This is a genomic window from Asanoa sp. NPDC050611 (assembly GCF_040654855.1).
In the GTDB taxonomy this organism is placed as follows: domain Bacteria; phylum Actinomycetota; class Actinomycetes; order Mycobacteriales; family Micromonosporaceae; genus Asanoa.
Genome location: NZ_JBFAIU010000183.1, coordinates 1 through 15,030, shown reverse-complemented (window position 1 = coordinate 15,030; position 15,030 = coordinate 1). Strand labels below are relative to the sequence as shown.

Below are 15,030 nucleotides of genomic sequence, written 5' to 3'. Positions count from 1 at the left end.
GGACCGCGTAGTTGATCCGCTGGAAGTCCGGGTCGCGCCGCGCGCAGACCGCCGCGACGGCCTCGCCGATCAGGTCCATGTCGGCGAGGAAGGCGAGCCGGCGCGCCCGCGGCAGGTCGAGCAGCCGGTCGACGCCCGGGTCGTCGGTGAGCAGCACGCAGTATCCCGGCAGGAACTGCGTGTCGCCGATCACGGCAAAGCCCGACTCCAGCCGGGCGAGCACCGTCGGGTTCTGTCCGCGCAGCGCCGATCCGATCCGGTCCGTCCGCCAGTCGATCATGGCGCGAGACTACGCTGGGTCGATGGCCGTCACGCGCACGCCCAGCGGCGTCGTCGTACCCGATGGGATCGACGCCTTTCACCGGCGCCTGCACCGGGTCGCGCCCGCCGGGCTCGTCGACCAGACCTCGCAGACCACCGGGATGACGCGCCGGGAGGCCATCAGCGGCCGGACCGTCGGCGCGGCCCACCTGTGGATGGGCCAGACCCATGTGCCCGCGGGGACGAACTCCGGCAACCATCACCACGGTGCCTCCGAGACCGCCATCTTCGTGCTCGCCGGCACGCCCGTCTTCGTCTTCCTCGACCTCGAGGGCGACGAGCCCGTCGAGACCCGTGTGCGGACCGCGCCCGGCGACTACATCTTCGTGCCGCCCTGGGTGCCGCACCGCGAGGAGAACCCCGACCCGGACACGGAGGCGGTCGTCGTGATCGCCCGCACCACGCAGGAGGCGATCGTCGTCAACCTCGACGCCCTGTCCTGGTCGGCGCGGGAGGCCGGGTAGGGTCGCCCGCGTGCAGCTGGACGATCTTCTCGGGCGGCACGCGGAAGCGTGGGCCGCGGCCACCAACCATCCATTCCTGACGGGGGTACGCGACGGCACGTTGCCGCCGGCCGACTTCGCGGAGTGGCTCGTGCAGGACCATCACTTCGTGGCCGACCTGCTGGCGTTCCAGGCGCGGCTGCTGGCCCGTGCGCCGCGGCACGCCCAGGCGGTGCTCGCCGCCGGCGCGGTCGCGCTGGTCGACGAGCTGACGTGGTTCGAGGACAAGGCCGCACAGCTCGGGCTGGACCTGACCGCGGCGCCGGGACCCGCCACGCTCGCCTACCGCGAGCTGCTCAGGAAGCTGGACGCCGGGCCCGTCGACGACGCGCTGGTCGGGCTCTGGGCGATCGAGCGCGCCTACCTCGACGCGTGGACCTTCGCCGCGCCGGGCGCGCCGGCGTTCCGCGAGTACGTCGAGCACTGGACCGCGCCGGGCTTCGCCGGCTATGTCGCGGGGCTGGCGGAGGCCGCCGGCGACGGACCCGCGAACGACGCGGTGTTCGCGGCCGTCGCCGCCGCGGAGGCCGCGTTCTGGGGGCCGGCGAAGTGAGCATCGCCCGCACCCTCTGGCTGGACAACGCCGACCTGGCCGAGGAGGCCCGCACGCACCCGTTCGTCCGCGGTCTCGCCGACGGGACGCTGAAGGAACAGACCTTCGCCGGGTACGTCGCACAGGACGCGTTCTACCTCGAGTCGTTCGGCCGCGGTTACGCGCTCGGCATCGCGCACAGCCCCGACCGCAAGGGCTTCGACGCGTTCGCCGACCTGCTCGCCGGGCTCCGCGCGGAGCTGCGCCTGCACGAGGCGTACGCCGGGAAGCTCGGCATCGACCTGGCGCGGGTCGATCCCCTGCCGGCGACGCTCGCCTACACCGACTTCCTGCTGGCCACCGCGGCGCTCGGCGACCTCGGCCACCTCTGCGCCGCCCTCACGCCGTGCATGCGCCTCTACGCCCACCTGGGCCAGTCGCTGGCCGCCGAGGACCACGCCGACCGGTACGGCGACTGGATCCGCACCTACGCCGAGCCCGGCTTCGAGCAGCTCGCGGGCCGGCTGGAGAGCCTGCTGGACACGTACGCCCGCCCCGGCGACGCCCGCACGGCCGACGTCTACCGCCGCGCGATGCGCCTCGAGGTCAGCTTCTTCGAGTCAGCCTACCGGAGCTGATGCCAAGGGCTTGCTATTGCCAATAGTTTGCAATAAGACTGTCGGCATGCTGCTGCCCGCCAGCCGACCACAGCGCCTGCTGGCCGCCTCGAACCTGGTCTACACCGTCGGCAGCGGGCTCTACCTCACGGCCGGAGTGCTCTACTTCACCCAGGCCGTGCACCTGCCCGCGACCCAGGTCGGCCTCGGCCTGGCGCTGGCCGGCTCCCTGTCGCTGGCGCTCGGCATCGCGGTCGGTCACCTCGCCGACCGGCACGGACCGCGCGGCGTCTACGCGGTCACCCTCGCCGTCCAGGCCCTCGCCACGGCGTCGTTCGTGCTCGTGCACAGCTTCTGGCCGTTCGTCGCCACGGTCTGCCTGGCCACCGGGGCCAAGGCGGCCGGGCTCGCGGCACGCTGATCCGGCACTTCGGCGGCGAGCGGCCGCAGGCGTTCCGGGCCTACCTGCGCGCGGTCACGAACGTCGGCGTCTCGGTCGGCGCGCTCGGGGCCGGCTGGGCGGTCCAGGTCGGCACGGTCAGCGCGTACCAGGTGATGGTCGTCGGCAACGCCGTCGCGTTCGTGGTCTCCGCCGTGATCCTGGTCGGCCTGCCGGCGGTCACGCCCGAGCCGGTCACCGACGGCCCGCGCCGCGTCGCGCTCGGCGACCGGCCCTACCTCCTGCTCACCGCCGTCGACGGCATCATGGCCATCCAGTTCAAGGTGCTGACCGTGGCCATTCCACTGTGGCTGGTGACGGCGACGCGGGCGCCCGCCTGGATCGTCTCGGGCACCATGCTCGTGAGCACGCTGATGGTGGTGGCGTTCCAGGTCCGGGCGAGCCGGGGCATCGACTCCCCCACCGCCGGCGGCCGTGCGTACCGCCGCGCCGGTCTGGCCTTTCTCGCCTCCTGCTCGCTGATCTCGCTCACCCGGGCGATCCCGGCCTGGGCCGCCGCGGCCCTGCTGCTGACCGCCGCCGTCGTGCACACGGTCGGCGAGCTGTGGCACTCCGCCGCGGGCTTCGAGGTGTCGTTCGCCCTCGCGCCGGTGGAGGCGACCGGCCAGTACCTCGGCGTGTTCGGGCTCGGTGCCGGGCTGGCCGAGGCGCTCGGCCCGAGCCTGCTGATCGCCCTCTGCATCAGCTGGGGGACGGCCGGTTGGTACGTGGTGGGCGCGATGTTCGCGTTGACCGGGCTCGCCGCACCGGCCGCCGTCCGATGGGCGCAGGCGCGCCGGTCCGTCCCGGCGCGCCCGACCGCCACTCAGAAGTCGTCGTCGAAGCTGACCGTGCCCGTGACGCCGACCTGATAGGCCGACACGCGGCGCTCGAAGAAGTTCGACAGCTCCTGCACGTCCTGCAGCTCCATGAACGCGAACGGGTTCTGGCTCCCGTAGCGCGTCGGCAGGCCGAGCGTGGCCAGCCTCCGGTCGGCCACGTGCTGCAGGTACGACCGCATGTCCGAAAGGGACAGTCCGCTGACGCCCTGCTCCAGCAGGTCCGCCGCGAACTGCACCTCGCACTCCACCGCCTCGGCGATCATCTCGGTCACCGCCGCGGACAGCTCGTCGTCGAACAGGTCCGGCTCCTCCCGCCGGACCGTCTCGACCACGTCGAACGCGAACGCCATGTGCATCGACTCGTCGCGGAACACCCAGTTGGTGCCGCTCGCCAGCCCGTGCAGCAGCCCGCGCGAGCGCAGGAAGTAGACGTACGCGAACGCACCGTAGAAGAACAGCCCCTCGATGCAGGCCGCAAAGCAGATCAGGTTGAGCAGGAACGCCTTGCGATCCTCCCGGGTACGCAGCTCCCGCAAGGAGAACACCGAGTCGATCCACTTGAAACAGAACTCGGCCTTGCGGGCGATCGACGGGATGTTCTCGACGGCCGCGAACGCCTCGTGCCGCTCCCGCTCGTCCGGCACGTACGTGTCGAGCAGGTTGAGGTAGAACTGGACGTGCACGGCCTCCTCGAACAGCTGCCGCGACAGGTAGAGCCGCCCCTCGGGCGAGTTGACGTGCTGGTAGAGGTTGAGCACGAGGTTGTTCGCGACGATCGTGTCGCCGGTCGCGAAGAACGCCACGAGCCGCGAGACCAGGTGGTGCTCGGCGGGCGAGAGCTTGGCCAGGTCGGCGAGGTCGGAGTGCAGGTCGACCTCCTCCACGGTCCAGGTGTTCCTGATGGCGTCCTTGAACCGGTCGAAGAACGCCGGATAGCGCATGGGTCGCAGGGTCAGGTCCATACCGGGGTCGAGCAGGCTCACTGGCAGGCCTCGCAGCTTTCGGGGTTCTCGAGAGAGCAGGCGACGGCGTCCGGCGCGATGATCGCGACGGTCGCCTGCTGGATCCGGGTCGCGGGGCGCGACCGCAGGTAGTAGGTGGTCTTCAGCCCGGCTTTCCAGGCGTAGAGGTACATCGAGGAGAGCTTGCCGATGGTGGGCGCGCTCAAGAACAGGTTCAGCGACTGCGACTGGTCGATGTACGGCGCGCGCGCCGCGGCCAGGTCGATCAGGGCCCGCTGCGGCAGCTCCCAGGCGGTGCGGAACAGCTCCCGGACGTCGGCCGGCAACGCCGCGACGTCCTGCACGGAACCCTCGGCCCGCTTGATCCGCTCCCGCGTCTCGACCGTCCACAGGCCGCGCGCCTTCAGCTCGCGTACCAGATAGGTGTTGACCTGCAGGAACTCGCCGGACATGGTCTCGCGTTTGAACAGGTTGGAGACCTGGGGCTCGATGCACTCGTAGCACCCGGCGATCGACGCGATGGTGGCCGTCGGCGCGATCGCGACGAGCAGGGAGTTGCGCAAGCCGTGTTCCGCAACGCGTTGCCGCACGGCCGCCCACCGCGCGGTCTGCGTCGGCGTCGCACCCCAGAGGTCCGGATGCAGGTCGCCGTTCGCCGCGCGCGTCTCCGCGAAGGCCGGGTGCGCGCCGAACTCCGCCGCCAACCCCGCCGACGTCTCCAGCGCCGTCAGCAGGATCTCCTCCTGGATCCGGGTCGACAGCTCACGGGCCTCGTCCGAGTCGAACGGCAGCCGCCGCGCGAAGAACACGTCCTGCAGCCCCATCAGCCCGAGCCCGACCGGCCGCCAGCGCGGGTTCGACGCCGCCGCCTGCACCGACGGGTAGTAGTTGATGTCGATGACCCGGTCCAGGAACACGACCGCGGTGCGCACGGTCGCGCGCAGCTTGTCCCAGTCGATCCCGTCGTCGGTGACGTGCGCGGCCAGGTTGACCGAGCCGAGGTTGCAGACGGCGGTCTCGTCGTCCGAGTTCACCTCGAGGATCTCGGTGCACAGGTTGGACAGGTGGATGGTGTTGCCGGGCGCACCGGTCTGGTTGGACAGCGCGTTGGCCCGGTCCTTGAACGTCATCCAGCCGTTGCCGGTCTGCGCGAGCGTGCGCATCATCCGGGCGTAGAGGTCGCGCGCCTTGACCGTCTTCACGGCCTTCTTCTCCGCGGCGCGGTAGGCCTCGTCGAACGCCTCGCCGTGCAGGTCGGGCAGTTCCGGCGCGTCGGTCGGGTCGATCAGGGACCACTCGCCGTCAGCCTCGACGCGGCGCATGAACTCGTCCGGGATCCAGTTGGCGAGGTTGAGGTTGTGCGTACGCCGGGACTCCTCGCCCGTGTTGTCGCGCAGCTCCAGGAACTCCTCGACGTCCGGGTGCCACGGTTCGAGGTAGACACACGCCGCGCCCTTGCGCCGGCCGCCCTGGTTGACCGCGGCCACGCCGGCGTCGAGCGTCTTGAGGAACGGCACGATCCCGTTCGACCTGCCGTTCGTGCCCCGGATGAGCGCACCCCGGCCCCTGATCCGGGACCAGGAGATGCCGATCCCGCCCGAGAACTTCGACAGCTTCGCGACCTGGTGGTACCGCTCGTAGATGGAGTCCAGCTCGTCGCGCGGCGAGTCGACCAGGAAGCACGACGACATCTGCGTGTGCCGGGTGCCGGAGTTGAACAGCGTCGGCGAGCTGGGCAGGTAGGCCAGGCTGGACATGAGCCGGTAGAAGCCGATCGCCTCCGCGGGGTTCTGCGACAGGCCGCAGGCCACGCGCAGCAGCCAGTACTGCGGCGTCTCCACCACCAGGCGGGTCTCGGGATGCTTGAGGAGATAACGGTCGGCGATGGTGCGCAGGCCGAAGTACTCGAACCGCCGGTCGCCGGTCGGGTCGACGGCGTCGTCGAGCTTGCGGGCGTTGCGGGCCACGAAGGCCGCCGTCTCGTCGCCGATGAGGCCGAGGCCGTGCGCGTACCGGATCGACTGGCTGAAGGTCGCGACACCCTGGCCGCGCACCTCCTTGTCCACATAGGCCGCCAGCAGCCGGGCCGCGAGGCGCGAGTACTGCGGCTCCTCGCCGGTCAGCTCGGCGGCCGTCTGGATCGACAGCTTGTCGAGCTCGGCGGTGGTGGCGCCGTCGTAGAGCCCGCTGATCGTCCGGGTCGCCACCCGCAGCGGGTCGACCTCGTCGAGGTCGCCGACCCACCGCTCGACCGCTTTGACGATCTTGTTGACGTCGACCGGCTCGAGGTCGCCGTTGCGCTTGCGCACGCTCATCACGTGCCGGCGCTGCTCCGGCACGACCTTCTCTTGCGTGACCGTCATGGTCCCCCTCCGCACGCTCGGTGTTCGGAAGGTCGTCGGACGCGCACGCTGACGCCGCCGGCCCGCGACGGCGGCGGCCCGGTGCTGACGTCGGCCGTCCCGCGCGGCCTTCGACCGCCGCACACCGGTGGGCGTGCGGCGCGCTGGCAGGTCTTCGGACTCGTGGGCGTCGTGCTCGTGCCTACTGGCCGTCGCTTCCCGGGCCGGGGCCCAGTGCTTCGTTGACGGCGTTCGTTCCCACTCACCGCTGCGGGGCAGTCCCGGCTTCGCACCGGGTTCCCTGTTGCCTCGACCGTCTTGTGGGGACGCTCGAACCAGCTGCGTGAGACACCATATATGGGTGCACCCTCGGTTGCGCAACACCAGATGTGGTGTCGGGCGTGTCGGGTTCGCGGATGCCGAACGTCACAGCCGCGCCCGGCGCGGCGCGCCCGCAGCGGCGCATCGCGACCGGTAGGGTGCCCGGCCCTCAGCGCATCAGCGCGGCGGCGACGGCAGCGAACGCGAGCAACGATCCGAGGCGAAGGGCCACCACCATGGCGGCGGCGAGTACGGTCGACCGGCTGGACCTGGCTTCCACGCCTCCACGCTCGGCCCGGGCCGGCGCCGGCGGCAAGCACCTTGACGCGTCCTTGACCGTGGAGCCGGTGATCCTGACGGTCCCTTGGCGCCGCCGGTCAGGCCCGTGGCGGCCCGGTCACCCATGTCCGGGACATGCGCTCGGAGCTACTGGCCAAGATCGCCTTACGCCTGCGCCGGGGCGTGGGCCTGGCCCGGCGACCGGGTGCTGCTGACCCGGCGGATCGAGAACGCCGCGGCCGCCCTGCGGTTCCTGGACGACATCGAGGCTGGACCGTGACCGCCCGTGCGCTTCGATGGGGCACGATGAGGCATGGCCAGTTCGTCAGCGGGCGCGAAGAAGGCGATGGTTCCCGTCGACGCCGCGGTGGAGTCGTTTCTCGCGGCCGTGGCCGACGAGCGGCGGCGCGCCGACGCGCGTACCCTCGTCGCGCTCATGGGTGAGATCACCGGTGAGGCGCCGCGCATGTGGGGTGCCAGCATCGTGGGGTTCGGGAGCTACCACTACCGGTACGAGAGTGGGCACGAAGGTGACGCGCCGCTGGCCGGGTTCTCGCCGCGCAAGGCCAACCTGGTGGTCTATCTGGTCGGTGGCTACCAGGAGCGGTATGCCAGGACGGTGGCCCGGCTCGGTAAGCACAGGACCGGCAAGGGCTGTCTCTATCTCAACCGGCTCTCCGACGTGGACGAGGGCGCGTTGCGCGAGCTGATCGAGCGCTCGGCCCGGGTGCATCGGGGTCAGGACTCCTAGCCGGCGCCGGGCACCCGTGGGCCAGCACCGGCGACCCGACGGGCCAGCACCGGGCACCCCCGTGGTCGAGCGGGGTGCCCGGTGCTTGCGCGGTCAGGCCGTGCGGCGTCGCCGTTGGAGTCCGACCAGGAGCAGGCCGGCCAGGGTCAGGCCGCCGCCGAGGCCAGCGAGCTGGAGCACGGACAGGCCGGCTACCCCCGGGCCCGTGACCGGCAGGCCCGCCGGGCACGTCTGAGCCAGGTCGAAGGTGCCGTCGGCGCCCGTGATCGTGGCCGTGGCGTTGATGATCGAGAACGGGTTGAGCAGTTCGCCCGACGGGCTCAGGCCCGCGGACGTACGGATCCACGCACGGTCGCCGACGATCGCGCGGTCGCTCGCGGGCGCCGTCGTGATCGTTTCGGTGACCGGGCCGCCCTCGGTCGCGAACTCGATCGTGACCGAGCGGAACTCACCCTGCTGCTGTGGGCGGGGCAGGGCGAAGACCCACACGTCCTCGCCGGCGAACGGGCCGCCGCCGAGCTTCGGGTCGCACTGGTGGACCGGGAACGCGGCCGCGGTCTGGCCGACGTCCGCCTGGTCGATTTTGATGGTCACCCCGGAGGCCGAGGCCGGCGCGGCGGTAAGGCCGATCACCACCGCAGCGACGGCGGCTCCGCCGAGGCGGGCGAGTACGGATATCGTCACAAGATCACCCCAACTGCTTGTTGTCTGGGTAAAGCTCATGAACGGGGCGCGACCCGCTGTCAGGTAACCACGTTGGACTGATCTTCACGTTCGTTATCGGTTGGTTCCGCCCGGTCGGCCATTTGCGATTTGTGACTGAAAATGCTGGTACGTGATGAGATGAACTGTGCGGAGCGGCGGGGAGGATCGGCGCGGCACCGCGGGAGTGACGCGTGCCCTCTACGTCACCGCGGCGCTGGTCGTGGTGACCGCCGGCATGCGCGCGGCGGGCGGCCTGCTCGGCCCGATCCTGCTGGCGCTGATCCTGGTCGTCACGCTCAGCCCGGTCCGCTCGTTCCTGGCGCGCTGGATGCCCGGCTGGCTCGCCACCGTGGTGCTGATCATCATCCTCTACGGCATCCTCGCCGCCGGCGTGTACTCGCTGGTCGCGGCCGGCATCCAGCTCGCCTCGATCGCACCGCGCTATTCGGACCGGGCCAGCGACATCATCGACTCGGTGCAAAAGTGGCTGCAGGAGCAGGGCGTCGAGGCCGACGACGCCCAGCAGCTCGTCACCCGGATCGACCCGGGCACGCTGGCCAACATCGCGCAAACAGTCGCCGGCGCGGCGTTCTCGCTGCTCACGGACGTGGTCTTCCTGGTGACCCTGCTGCTGTTCATGGCGGTCGAGACCGGCGGCTACCCCAGCCGGATGGCCCGGGCCGACCTGGTCCGCCCATCCCTGACCCGGGCGTTGCGCCAGTTCGTCAGCGGCACCCGCCGCTACCTCGTGGTGTCCACGATCTTCGGCCTCGTGGTAGCCATCTTCGACGGCATCGCACTGTGGATCCTCGGCATCCCCCTGGCCGTCCTGTGGGCGGTGATCGCCTTCGTCACCAACTACATCCCCAACATCGGCTTCGTCATCGGCCTGGCCCCACCGGCGGTCCTCGCCCTCCTGGAAGGCGGCGTCGGCCTGATGGTCGTGGTGATCGTCGTCTACAGCGTCATCAACTTCGTCCTGCAGTCGATCGTCCAACCGAAAATCGTCGGCGACAGCGTCAACCTCTCGGTCACGGTCACGTTCCTGTCGCTGATCTTCTGGACCTTCATCCTGGGCGGCGTGGGCGCTGTGCTGGCCGTCCCCCTCACCCTGCTCGCCCGCGCACTGCTGGTGGACGCGTCCCCGGGCACCCGCTGGGTCGACCTGTTCCTGGCAGGCGGCGGCAGCATCCGCGCCGAGGTCCGCTGGCGCGCGGGCCACCCGCCCCGCCGCCAACGCCGCTGGATACCCCACCGCCGGCGCCGCAAGCCGGAAAGCCCATGGCGCGAATAGCCATGGATACCCCTTCCGGAATGCCCGTGGCGCGAATAGCTCAAGAGATGTCCCGGGCCTGTCGTGGGCACGACCGTCGCTCCCGCCGGACACCGCTCCGCTGCGCTACGCTGCCACGCCCGCGGCGGGTCACGGTCAATTCCTGAGGCCCCTGCCCTCCGCCGCAGCCGCCCTACCATCCTCAACGTGATGGATCTCGACCTCGACGACGTCGCCGACGCGACGGCCGCTCGCGCCACCACGTGGCGGGCCGCCGGGGCGCAGTGGACGGTAGAACGAAGCCCCACCACCTGGAAAAAGCCATCGGTGACGGCCGTGTGGACAACCACCCACCACGCGCTGCAACTAACAGTCTGGACCAGCGGCGAGGCCGAACTCGACCACCTAACGGTGTCGACGGAGGTCATCGCCACGGTCGCCTACGACCTGTCGAGCCTCGACGACCTCGCCAACCTCCTCGACGACGTCACCCACCGGTTGACGCCGCCCCACGCGCGAGCATCGCCGTCGGTGCGACACCAGATAGCCCTCCACGGTCCGGGCCCGCCACAGCGTCTCGGCGACCCAGAGACGTGACCCGGCGCCTGCGCCGCCAGGATGGTGCGGTTGGCGCGGGCTGAGTTGCCAGCCCACGGCGCGGAAACCCAAGGCCACCGCCACCCGGCGCGACGGGTCATGGCGACAGAGTTCCGGCGACCCAGACGACGTGAACCGCGCCGTCAGGATGGTGTCGCTAGGCGCAGGCTGAGTTGCCAGCCCACGGCGCGGAAGCCCAGGGCCGCCGCTACCCGGCGTGACGGGGCATGGCGGGCCCGCCACTGCGGTAGGAGGCCCTCAGCCAGCGCCGCGGCGATCGCCGCCGATGCTGTCGCTCGGGCCAGGCCACGACTACGGTGTGTCGGGTCCGTCAGGACGCTCAGGTGGGCCGTGCCGCCCGGCCACAGGCGGTAGCCTGCCGCCGCGACGACGCGTGGGCCCTCGAGCGCCACGAAGGCCGGCGAGGTGATCTCCGACAGGGCCGACTCCTCGGCGTCCTCGGCCGGCACCCGGGCCAGCAGCGCCTTCACCTCCGGGTCGTCCGCCGCGATGCCGACAGCACCCTCAACCGGGCGGAACGCGGGCGCGTCCAGGTAGGCCAGGGTGGCCGGGCCCAGGGTCGACGCAACCGGCAACGCCGCGCGGATGGCATGCGGGTCCAGCCAGGACGAGGCCGGCACCGCGGCGAGGGTGTGCAGCGCCCACGACGACGGCACCGTGGCGATCGTCGCCGAGCCCAGCGAGACCACACCGACCCATCCCGGCGGGCACAGGGCCGACGACGGCGAGACGGCCACGTCGATGCCCGTACCACCGAAAACAACAGGTGATCCCGCGAGCAGGCACCAGAGCCGGCGGGCCCGGGCCAGCAGTGGATCATCGGTCATCGCCGCATCATGTCAACCCCGGGGCGAAGGTGTCCACATCGTGCCATGTCCGCACTGCGGCAGCCCCAGGTGACACGAACATGAATATCGAGACTCCAGGATGCGTGCAGCGAACCACCGCGCGAAGGAGTCCCCCATGTTCAGTCGTCTGCTCGCCGGCGTCGTCGTCGCCGGTGTGGCGGTCCTGCCCGGAGCGGCGGTGGCCCACGGATCCCCACCCGGGACCGCGGCCACCCCCACAGCAGCCAGGATCACCCTCGTCACCGGCGACACCGTCGACCTCGTCCGGGCCGCCGACGGCCGCTACGCCGCGAGCGTCCAGCCGGCCAAGGGCCGCGAGCGCATCACCTTCCACACCCTCGAGGTCGACGGTGGCCTGCGGGTCCTGCCCAGCGACGCCGTGCCCCTCATCGCCGACAAGCGCCTCGACGCCGACCTCTTCGACGTCGAGAAGCTGATCGCCGACGGCTACGGCGACGCGGCCACCACGACCCTCCCACTGATCGTCAAGGGCGGAGCCAACCAGCGCACCGCGCCGAACCTGCCCAGCATCGGCGCCAGCGCCATCGCCCCCGCCAAGGACACCCTCGCCGACTTCTGGCGGTCCCAGACGCAGGCCGACGCCGCGACAAGGCAAGCAAGCACCAGCACCATCTACCTCGACGGCAAGGTCCGCGCCGCGCTCGACCAGAGTGCCGCCCAGATCGGCGCACCGCAGGCCTGGCAGCGCGGCCTCGACGGGCGCGGCGTCACGGTCGCCGTGCTCGACACCGGCGTCGACGGCACCCACCCCGACCTGGCCGGCAAGGTCGCCGAGGCCCGCAACTTCACCTCGACCGCCGACGCGACGGACCACCACGGCCACGGTACGCACGTCGCGTCCACCATCGCCGGCACCGGCGCCGCGTCCGACGGGCGCCGCAAGGGCATCGCGTACGGCGCGAACCTGCTCGTCGGCAAGGTCCTCGACGACAGCGGCTCCGGCTACGAGTCGCAGATCATCGAGGGCATGCAGTGGGCCGTCGACAGCGGCGCCGCGGTCGTCAGCATGAGCCTCGGCGGCGACCCGACCGACGGGCTCGACCCGATGAGCCTCGCCGTCGACGAGCTCAGCGAGCAGAGCAAAGCCCTGTTCGTGATCGCGGCCGGCAACGCCGGCGGCACCAGCACCGTCGGCTCGCCCGGCGCCGCCCGCAGCGCGCTGACCGTCGGCGCCGTCGACCGCGCCGACAAGCTCGCCAGCTTCTCCAGCCGCGGCCCCCGCCTCGGCGACCAGGGCCTCAAGCCGGAGATCACCGCGCCCGGCGTCGACATCGTCGCCGCCCGCGCCGCCGGCACGGTGATGGGCAGCCCCGTCGACGCCCGCTACACGGCCGCGTCCGGCACCTCGATGGCCACGCCGCACGTCGCCGGCGCCGCCGCGATCCTCGCGCAGGAGCACCCGGACTGGACCGGCCCACAGATCAAGAACGCCCTCGTCAGCACGGCCGACACCGCGGCGGACCTGCCGGTGTACGCGCAGGGCGCCGGCCGCGTCGACGTCGCCCGGGCCAGCACGCAGCAGGTGACCGGCACGGGCGTCGCCGACTTCGGCCTGCACACCGTCGGGGAGCCGCCGGCGGACGCGAGCCGCACCATCACGTACGCCAACAGCGGCAGCACGCCCGTGACGCTGGCGTTGACCGGCCCGACGTACGTCAAGCTGAGCGCCACCAGCGTCACCGTCCCGGCTAACGGCACCGCGACCGTCGACGCGAGCGTCGACGTCGGCACCCTCCCGCTCGGCACGCTCAGCGGCTGGATCACCGCGACCGCGACCGGCGTACGCGTGACCACCGCCGTCGGTGCCGTCAAGGACGGCCCGGTCCACCACGTCACCGTCCGCGCCCTCGACCGCACCGGGAAGCCGGCGTCCGTCCCGGTGCTGACCCTGTTCGGCGACGACGCCCGCAACGACCTGCTGGCCTGGGCCGGCGACGGCGGCGCCACGTTCGAGGTCCGCGAGGGCACCTACATCCTCCAGGCGATGTTCGAGGACGGCGCGCGCAACGACGAGCAGGCGAACCTGACCGTCATCCCGGAGCTGGCCGTCGACCGCGACGTCGAGGTCGTCGTCGACGCCCGCAAGGGCCGCCCGATCCGGATCGAGACCCCGAAGCCGGCCGAGCAGCAGGCCGTGCTCAGCTACTACGCGCACCGGGTGACCGGCACCGGCCGGTCGATCGCGCACGGCGTCATGCACTTCAGCAACGTCGAGAAGGTCAACACCGTGCCGACGAAGCCGGTACGTGCCGGCAGCTTCGAGTTCTCGTCGCGCTGGCAGCTCGTCGCGCCGATGGTCGAGGCGCACGTGCCAGGCGTGCAGGGCCCGATCGACCTCAACCTGATGCACAACTCCCCGGCGTACGACGGCACGAGGCGCTTCGCCCTGGCCAGGTGGGGCGACCGGGACGTGCGCGGCAAGGCGGTGCTGATCCCCGCGGACGAGCAGGACGAGCTGGCGAAGATCGACGCGGCGGCACAGGCCGGGGCCGCGGTCGCGCTCATGGTGCGGCCGCCGGACTTCTCGACCTGGACGAGCTGGACGCCGGAGGGCGAGCGGATGCCGGTCATCGCGCTGGCGCTCGACGAGCCGACGGCGGCGGCACTGGCCCGCAGGTCCACGTTGGACCTCAAGCTCACCACGTCCAGCCCGTACCTCTACGACGTCATCCAGGTCTCCCCCGGCCGCATCCCGGACCAGGTGGTGCACAAGGTGACGCCGGCCAACAGCCAGCGGGTCACGACGAGCTACGCGGACAACGGCGGTTTCGACTGGGTACGCGAGCAGCGGTTCGGCTGGCGCCCGTGGCAGGAGTACGCGTGGAACGACGTGTCCCGCGACGCGCGTACGCCATCGGTCCGGGAGGAATGGGTCTCGGCGGGCGACTCGCTGTGGCAGCACTACGTGTCCGACGGGTACCCGTGGGGCTGGGGCCCGCTGACCTCCGGCTTCCGCGACGAGCCGCACGCCGTCAAGCCGGGCCGGGCCACGCAGAGCTGGGGTACGCCGGTCGTGCGGCCCACCGACGTCGACTCGACCCGGGCCGGTGACGTGCTGCGCCTGCGGGTGCCGGGGCTCGTCGACGGCGAGGGCCACTACGCGCACATCGCGGAGGTCGACGCCACCCTCTGGCGCGACGGCGCCGTGCTCGCGGAGCTGCCCGACGGCTGGCAGGACGTCGAAACGACGCCGGGGAACGCGAACTACCGGTTGACGGTCAGCACCGCGCACGGCGGTGACGACTGGACGCTGGGCACCCGCACGGAGACCGCGTGGACGTTCCGTTCGGGTGCGGCCGGCGACCTTCCGCTGTTGACCGTGGACTACGACGTACGCGGGAACGGTGTCGCTCTGGACTTCAACGCGAAGCTGCGAGACCTGCGCGTGGACGTGTCCACCGACGACGGTGCACGATGGACGAGGGCGACGGTGCGGGACGGCGTGGCGCTCGTGCCGGCCGGCCACACACCGGTCTCGTTGCGGGTGCGGGCGACCGACCGCGCCGGCAACACGCTCGACCAGACCGTGATCCGCGCCTACCCGCGCGCCTGAGAACCGGCAGGCGGTGTGCTTGCCGGCTTCGAGGCGGGGCCGGGCGAGGTCGCCGTCGACCCGGATCAGGAAGTCGGTCTCCAGCCGCTCGAACCCGTCGTTG

General features: G+C 71.6%; 14 protein-coding genes, 1 pseudogene and 1 riboswitch. Of the genes and pseudogenes, 10 read left to right on the top strand and 5 right to left on the bottom strand.

Annotated features, from left to right (window positions below; genetic code table 11):
- Positions 1 to 280 (bottom strand): annotated as a pseudogene (locus AB0H87_RS25420) (diadenosine tetraphosphate hydrolase); the annotation flags it as partial.
- A gap of 22 nt (positions 281 to 302) precedes the next feature.
- Here AB0H87_RS25420 and AB0H87_RS25415 point away from each other — a divergent pair.
- The 5 genes from AB0H87_RS25415 to AB0H87_RS25395 all read left to right on the top strand — a co-directional run bounded on the left by AB0H87_RS25415 (position 303) and on the right by AB0H87_RS25395 (position 3,284).
- Positions 303 to 785, top strand: a complete 483-nt coding sequence (locus AB0H87_RS25415; protein ID WP_360150407.1) for a cupin domain-containing protein — start codon at positions 303 to 305, stop codon at positions 783 to 785.
- A gap of 10 nt (positions 786 to 795) precedes the next feature.
- Positions 796 to 1,377, top strand: coding sequence for a hypothetical protein (locus tag AB0H87_RS25410; RefSeq protein ID WP_360150404.1), 582 nt, complete (start codon positions 796 to 798; stop codon positions 1,375 to 1,377).
- Positions 1,374 to 1,994, top strand: coding sequence for a TenA family protein (locus AB0H87_RS25405; protein WP_360150401.1), 621 nt, complete (start codon positions 1,374 to 1,376; stop codon positions 1,992 to 1,994). The genes AB0H87_RS25410 and AB0H87_RS25405 overlap by 4 nt, the downstream gene beginning before the upstream one ends.
- Before the next feature lie 46 nt (positions 1,995 to 2,040).
- Positions 2,041 to 2,394 carry a hypothetical protein gene (locus AB0H87_RS25400; RefSeq protein WP_360150398.1) on the top strand — a complete coding sequence of 118 codons (354 nt, stop codon included), beginning with the start codon at positions 2,041 to 2,043 and terminating at the stop codon, positions 2,392 to 2,394.
- A 134-nt stretch (positions 2,395 to 2,528) separates the two neighbouring features.
- Positions 2,529 to 3,284: a hypothetical protein gene (locus AB0H87_RS25395; RefSeq protein WP_360150395.1), complete on the top strand. Its 756-nt coding sequence runs from the start codon at positions 2,529 to 2,531 to the stop codon at positions 3,282 to 3,284.
- Here AB0H87_RS25395 and AB0H87_RS25390 read toward each other — a convergent pair.
- Positions 3,239 to 4,216: a ribonucleotide-diphosphate reductase subunit beta gene (locus AB0H87_RS25390; RefSeq protein WP_360150410.1), complete on the bottom strand. Its 978-nt coding sequence runs from the start codon at positions 4,214 to 4,216 to the stop codon at positions 3,239 to 3,241. The two genes, AB0H87_RS25395 and AB0H87_RS25390, sit on opposite strands and share 46 nt — an antisense overlap.
- Positions 4,217 to 4,233: 17 nt before the next feature.
- Positions 4,234 to 6,579: a ribonucleoside-diphosphate reductase subunit alpha gene (locus tag AB0H87_RS25385; RefSeq protein WP_360150392.1), complete on the bottom strand. Its 2,346-nt coding sequence runs from the start codon at positions 6,577 to 6,579 to the stop codon at positions 4,234 to 4,236.
- A gap of 127 nt (positions 6,580 to 6,706) precedes the next feature.
- A riboswitch (cobalamin riboswitch) is annotated at positions 6,707 to 6,913 on the bottom strand.
- Between the two features lie 369 nt (positions 6,914 to 7,282).
- Between AB0H87_RS25385 and AB0H87_RS25380 the strand changes: the two genes are divergently transcribed.
- On the top strand, positions 7,283 to 7,438 hold the full coding sequence (locus tag AB0H87_RS25380; RefSeq protein WP_360150389.1) for a hypothetical protein: 156 nt from the start codon (positions 7,283 to 7,285) through the stop codon (positions 7,436 to 7,438).
- 33 nt (positions 7,439 to 7,471) lie between these two features.
- Positions 7,472 to 7,909 (top strand): DUF1801 domain-containing protein, encoded by a 438-nt coding sequence (locus AB0H87_RS25375; protein ID WP_360150386.1) that lies wholly within the window; start codon positions 7,472 to 7,474, stop codon positions 7,907 to 7,909.
- 93 nt (positions 7,910 to 8,002) lie between these two features.
- On the opposite strand, the gene AB0H87_RS25370 is transcribed toward AB0H87_RS25375, so the two are convergent.
- The gene (locus AB0H87_RS25370; protein ID WP_360150383.1) at positions 8,003 to 8,593 is read right to left on the bottom strand and encodes a hypothetical protein; all 591 of its coding nucleotides are present in this window, start codon (positions 8,591 to 8,593) and stop codon (positions 8,003 to 8,005) included.
- A gap of 166 nt (positions 8,594 to 8,759) precedes the next feature.
- Between AB0H87_RS25370 and AB0H87_RS25365 the strand changes: the two genes are divergently transcribed.
- Together AB0H87_RS25365 and AB0H87_RS25360 are read left to right on the top strand one after the other, a co-directional pair.
- Positions 8,760 to 9,908 (top strand): AI-2E family transporter, encoded by a 1,149-nt coding sequence (locus AB0H87_RS25365; protein ID WP_360150380.1) that lies wholly within the window; start codon positions 8,760 to 8,762, stop codon positions 9,906 to 9,908.
- Positions 9,909 to 10,094: 186 nt separating this feature from the next.
- Positions 10,095 to 10,484, top strand: a complete 390-nt coding sequence (locus AB0H87_RS25360; protein ID WP_360150377.1) for a hypothetical protein — start codon at positions 10,095 to 10,097, stop codon at positions 10,482 to 10,484.
- Between the two features lie 143 nt (positions 10,485 to 10,627).
- On the opposite strand, the gene AB0H87_RS25355 is transcribed toward AB0H87_RS25360, so the two are convergent.
- The gene (locus AB0H87_RS25355) at positions 10,628 to 11,332 is read right to left on the bottom strand and encodes a GNAT family N-acetyltransferase (protein ID WP_360150374.1); all 705 of its coding nucleotides are present in this window, start codon (positions 11,330 to 11,332) and stop codon (positions 10,628 to 10,630) included.
- Between the two features lie 136 nt (positions 11,333 to 11,468).
- Here AB0H87_RS25355 and AB0H87_RS25350 point away from each other — a divergent pair, with 136 nt between their 5' ends.
- The gene (locus AB0H87_RS25350) at positions 11,469 to 14,927 is read left to right on the top strand and encodes a S8 family serine peptidase (RefSeq protein WP_360150371.1); all 3,459 of its coding nucleotides are present in this window, start codon (positions 11,469 to 11,471) and stop codon (positions 14,925 to 14,927) included.
- The last annotated feature ends 103 nt before the right edge of the window (positions 14,928 to 15,030 follow it).

Coding starts and splice junctions, on each gene's coding strand:
- AB0H87_RS25415 (WP_360150407.1), top strand. CDS start 303: ATGGCCGTCACGCGCACGCCCAGCGGCGTCGTCGTACCCGATGGGATC.
- AB0H87_RS25400 (WP_360150398.1), top strand. CDS start 2,041: ATGCTGCTGCCCGCCAGCCGACCACAGCGCCTGCTGGCCGCCTCGAAC.
- AB0H87_RS25395 (WP_360150395.1), top strand. CDS start 2,529: ATGGTCGTCGGCAACGCCGTCGCGTTCGTGGTCTCCGCCGTGATCCTG.
- AB0H87_RS25390 (WP_360150410.1), bottom strand. CDS start 4,216: ATGGACCTGACCCTGCGACCCATGCGCTATCCGGCGTTCTTCGACCGG.
- AB0H87_RS25385 (WP_360150392.1), bottom strand. CDS start 6,579: ATGACGGTCACGCAAGAGAAGGTCGTGCCGGAGCAGCGCCGGCACGTG.
- AB0H87_RS25380 (WP_360150389.1), top strand. CDS start 7,283: ATGTCCGGGACATGCGCTCGGAGCTACTGGCCAAGATCGCCTTACGCC.
- AB0H87_RS25375 (WP_360150386.1), top strand. CDS start 7,472: ATGGCCAGTTCGTCAGCGGGCGCGAAGAAGGCGATGGTTCCCGTCGAC.
- AB0H87_RS25355 (WP_360150374.1), bottom strand. CDS start 11,332: ATGACCGATGATCCACTGCTGGCCCGGGCCCGCCGGCTCTGGTGCCTG.
- AB0H87_RS25350 (WP_360150371.1), top strand. CDS start 11,469: ATGTTCAGTCGTCTGCTCGCCGGCGTCGTCGTCGCCGGTGTGGCGGTC.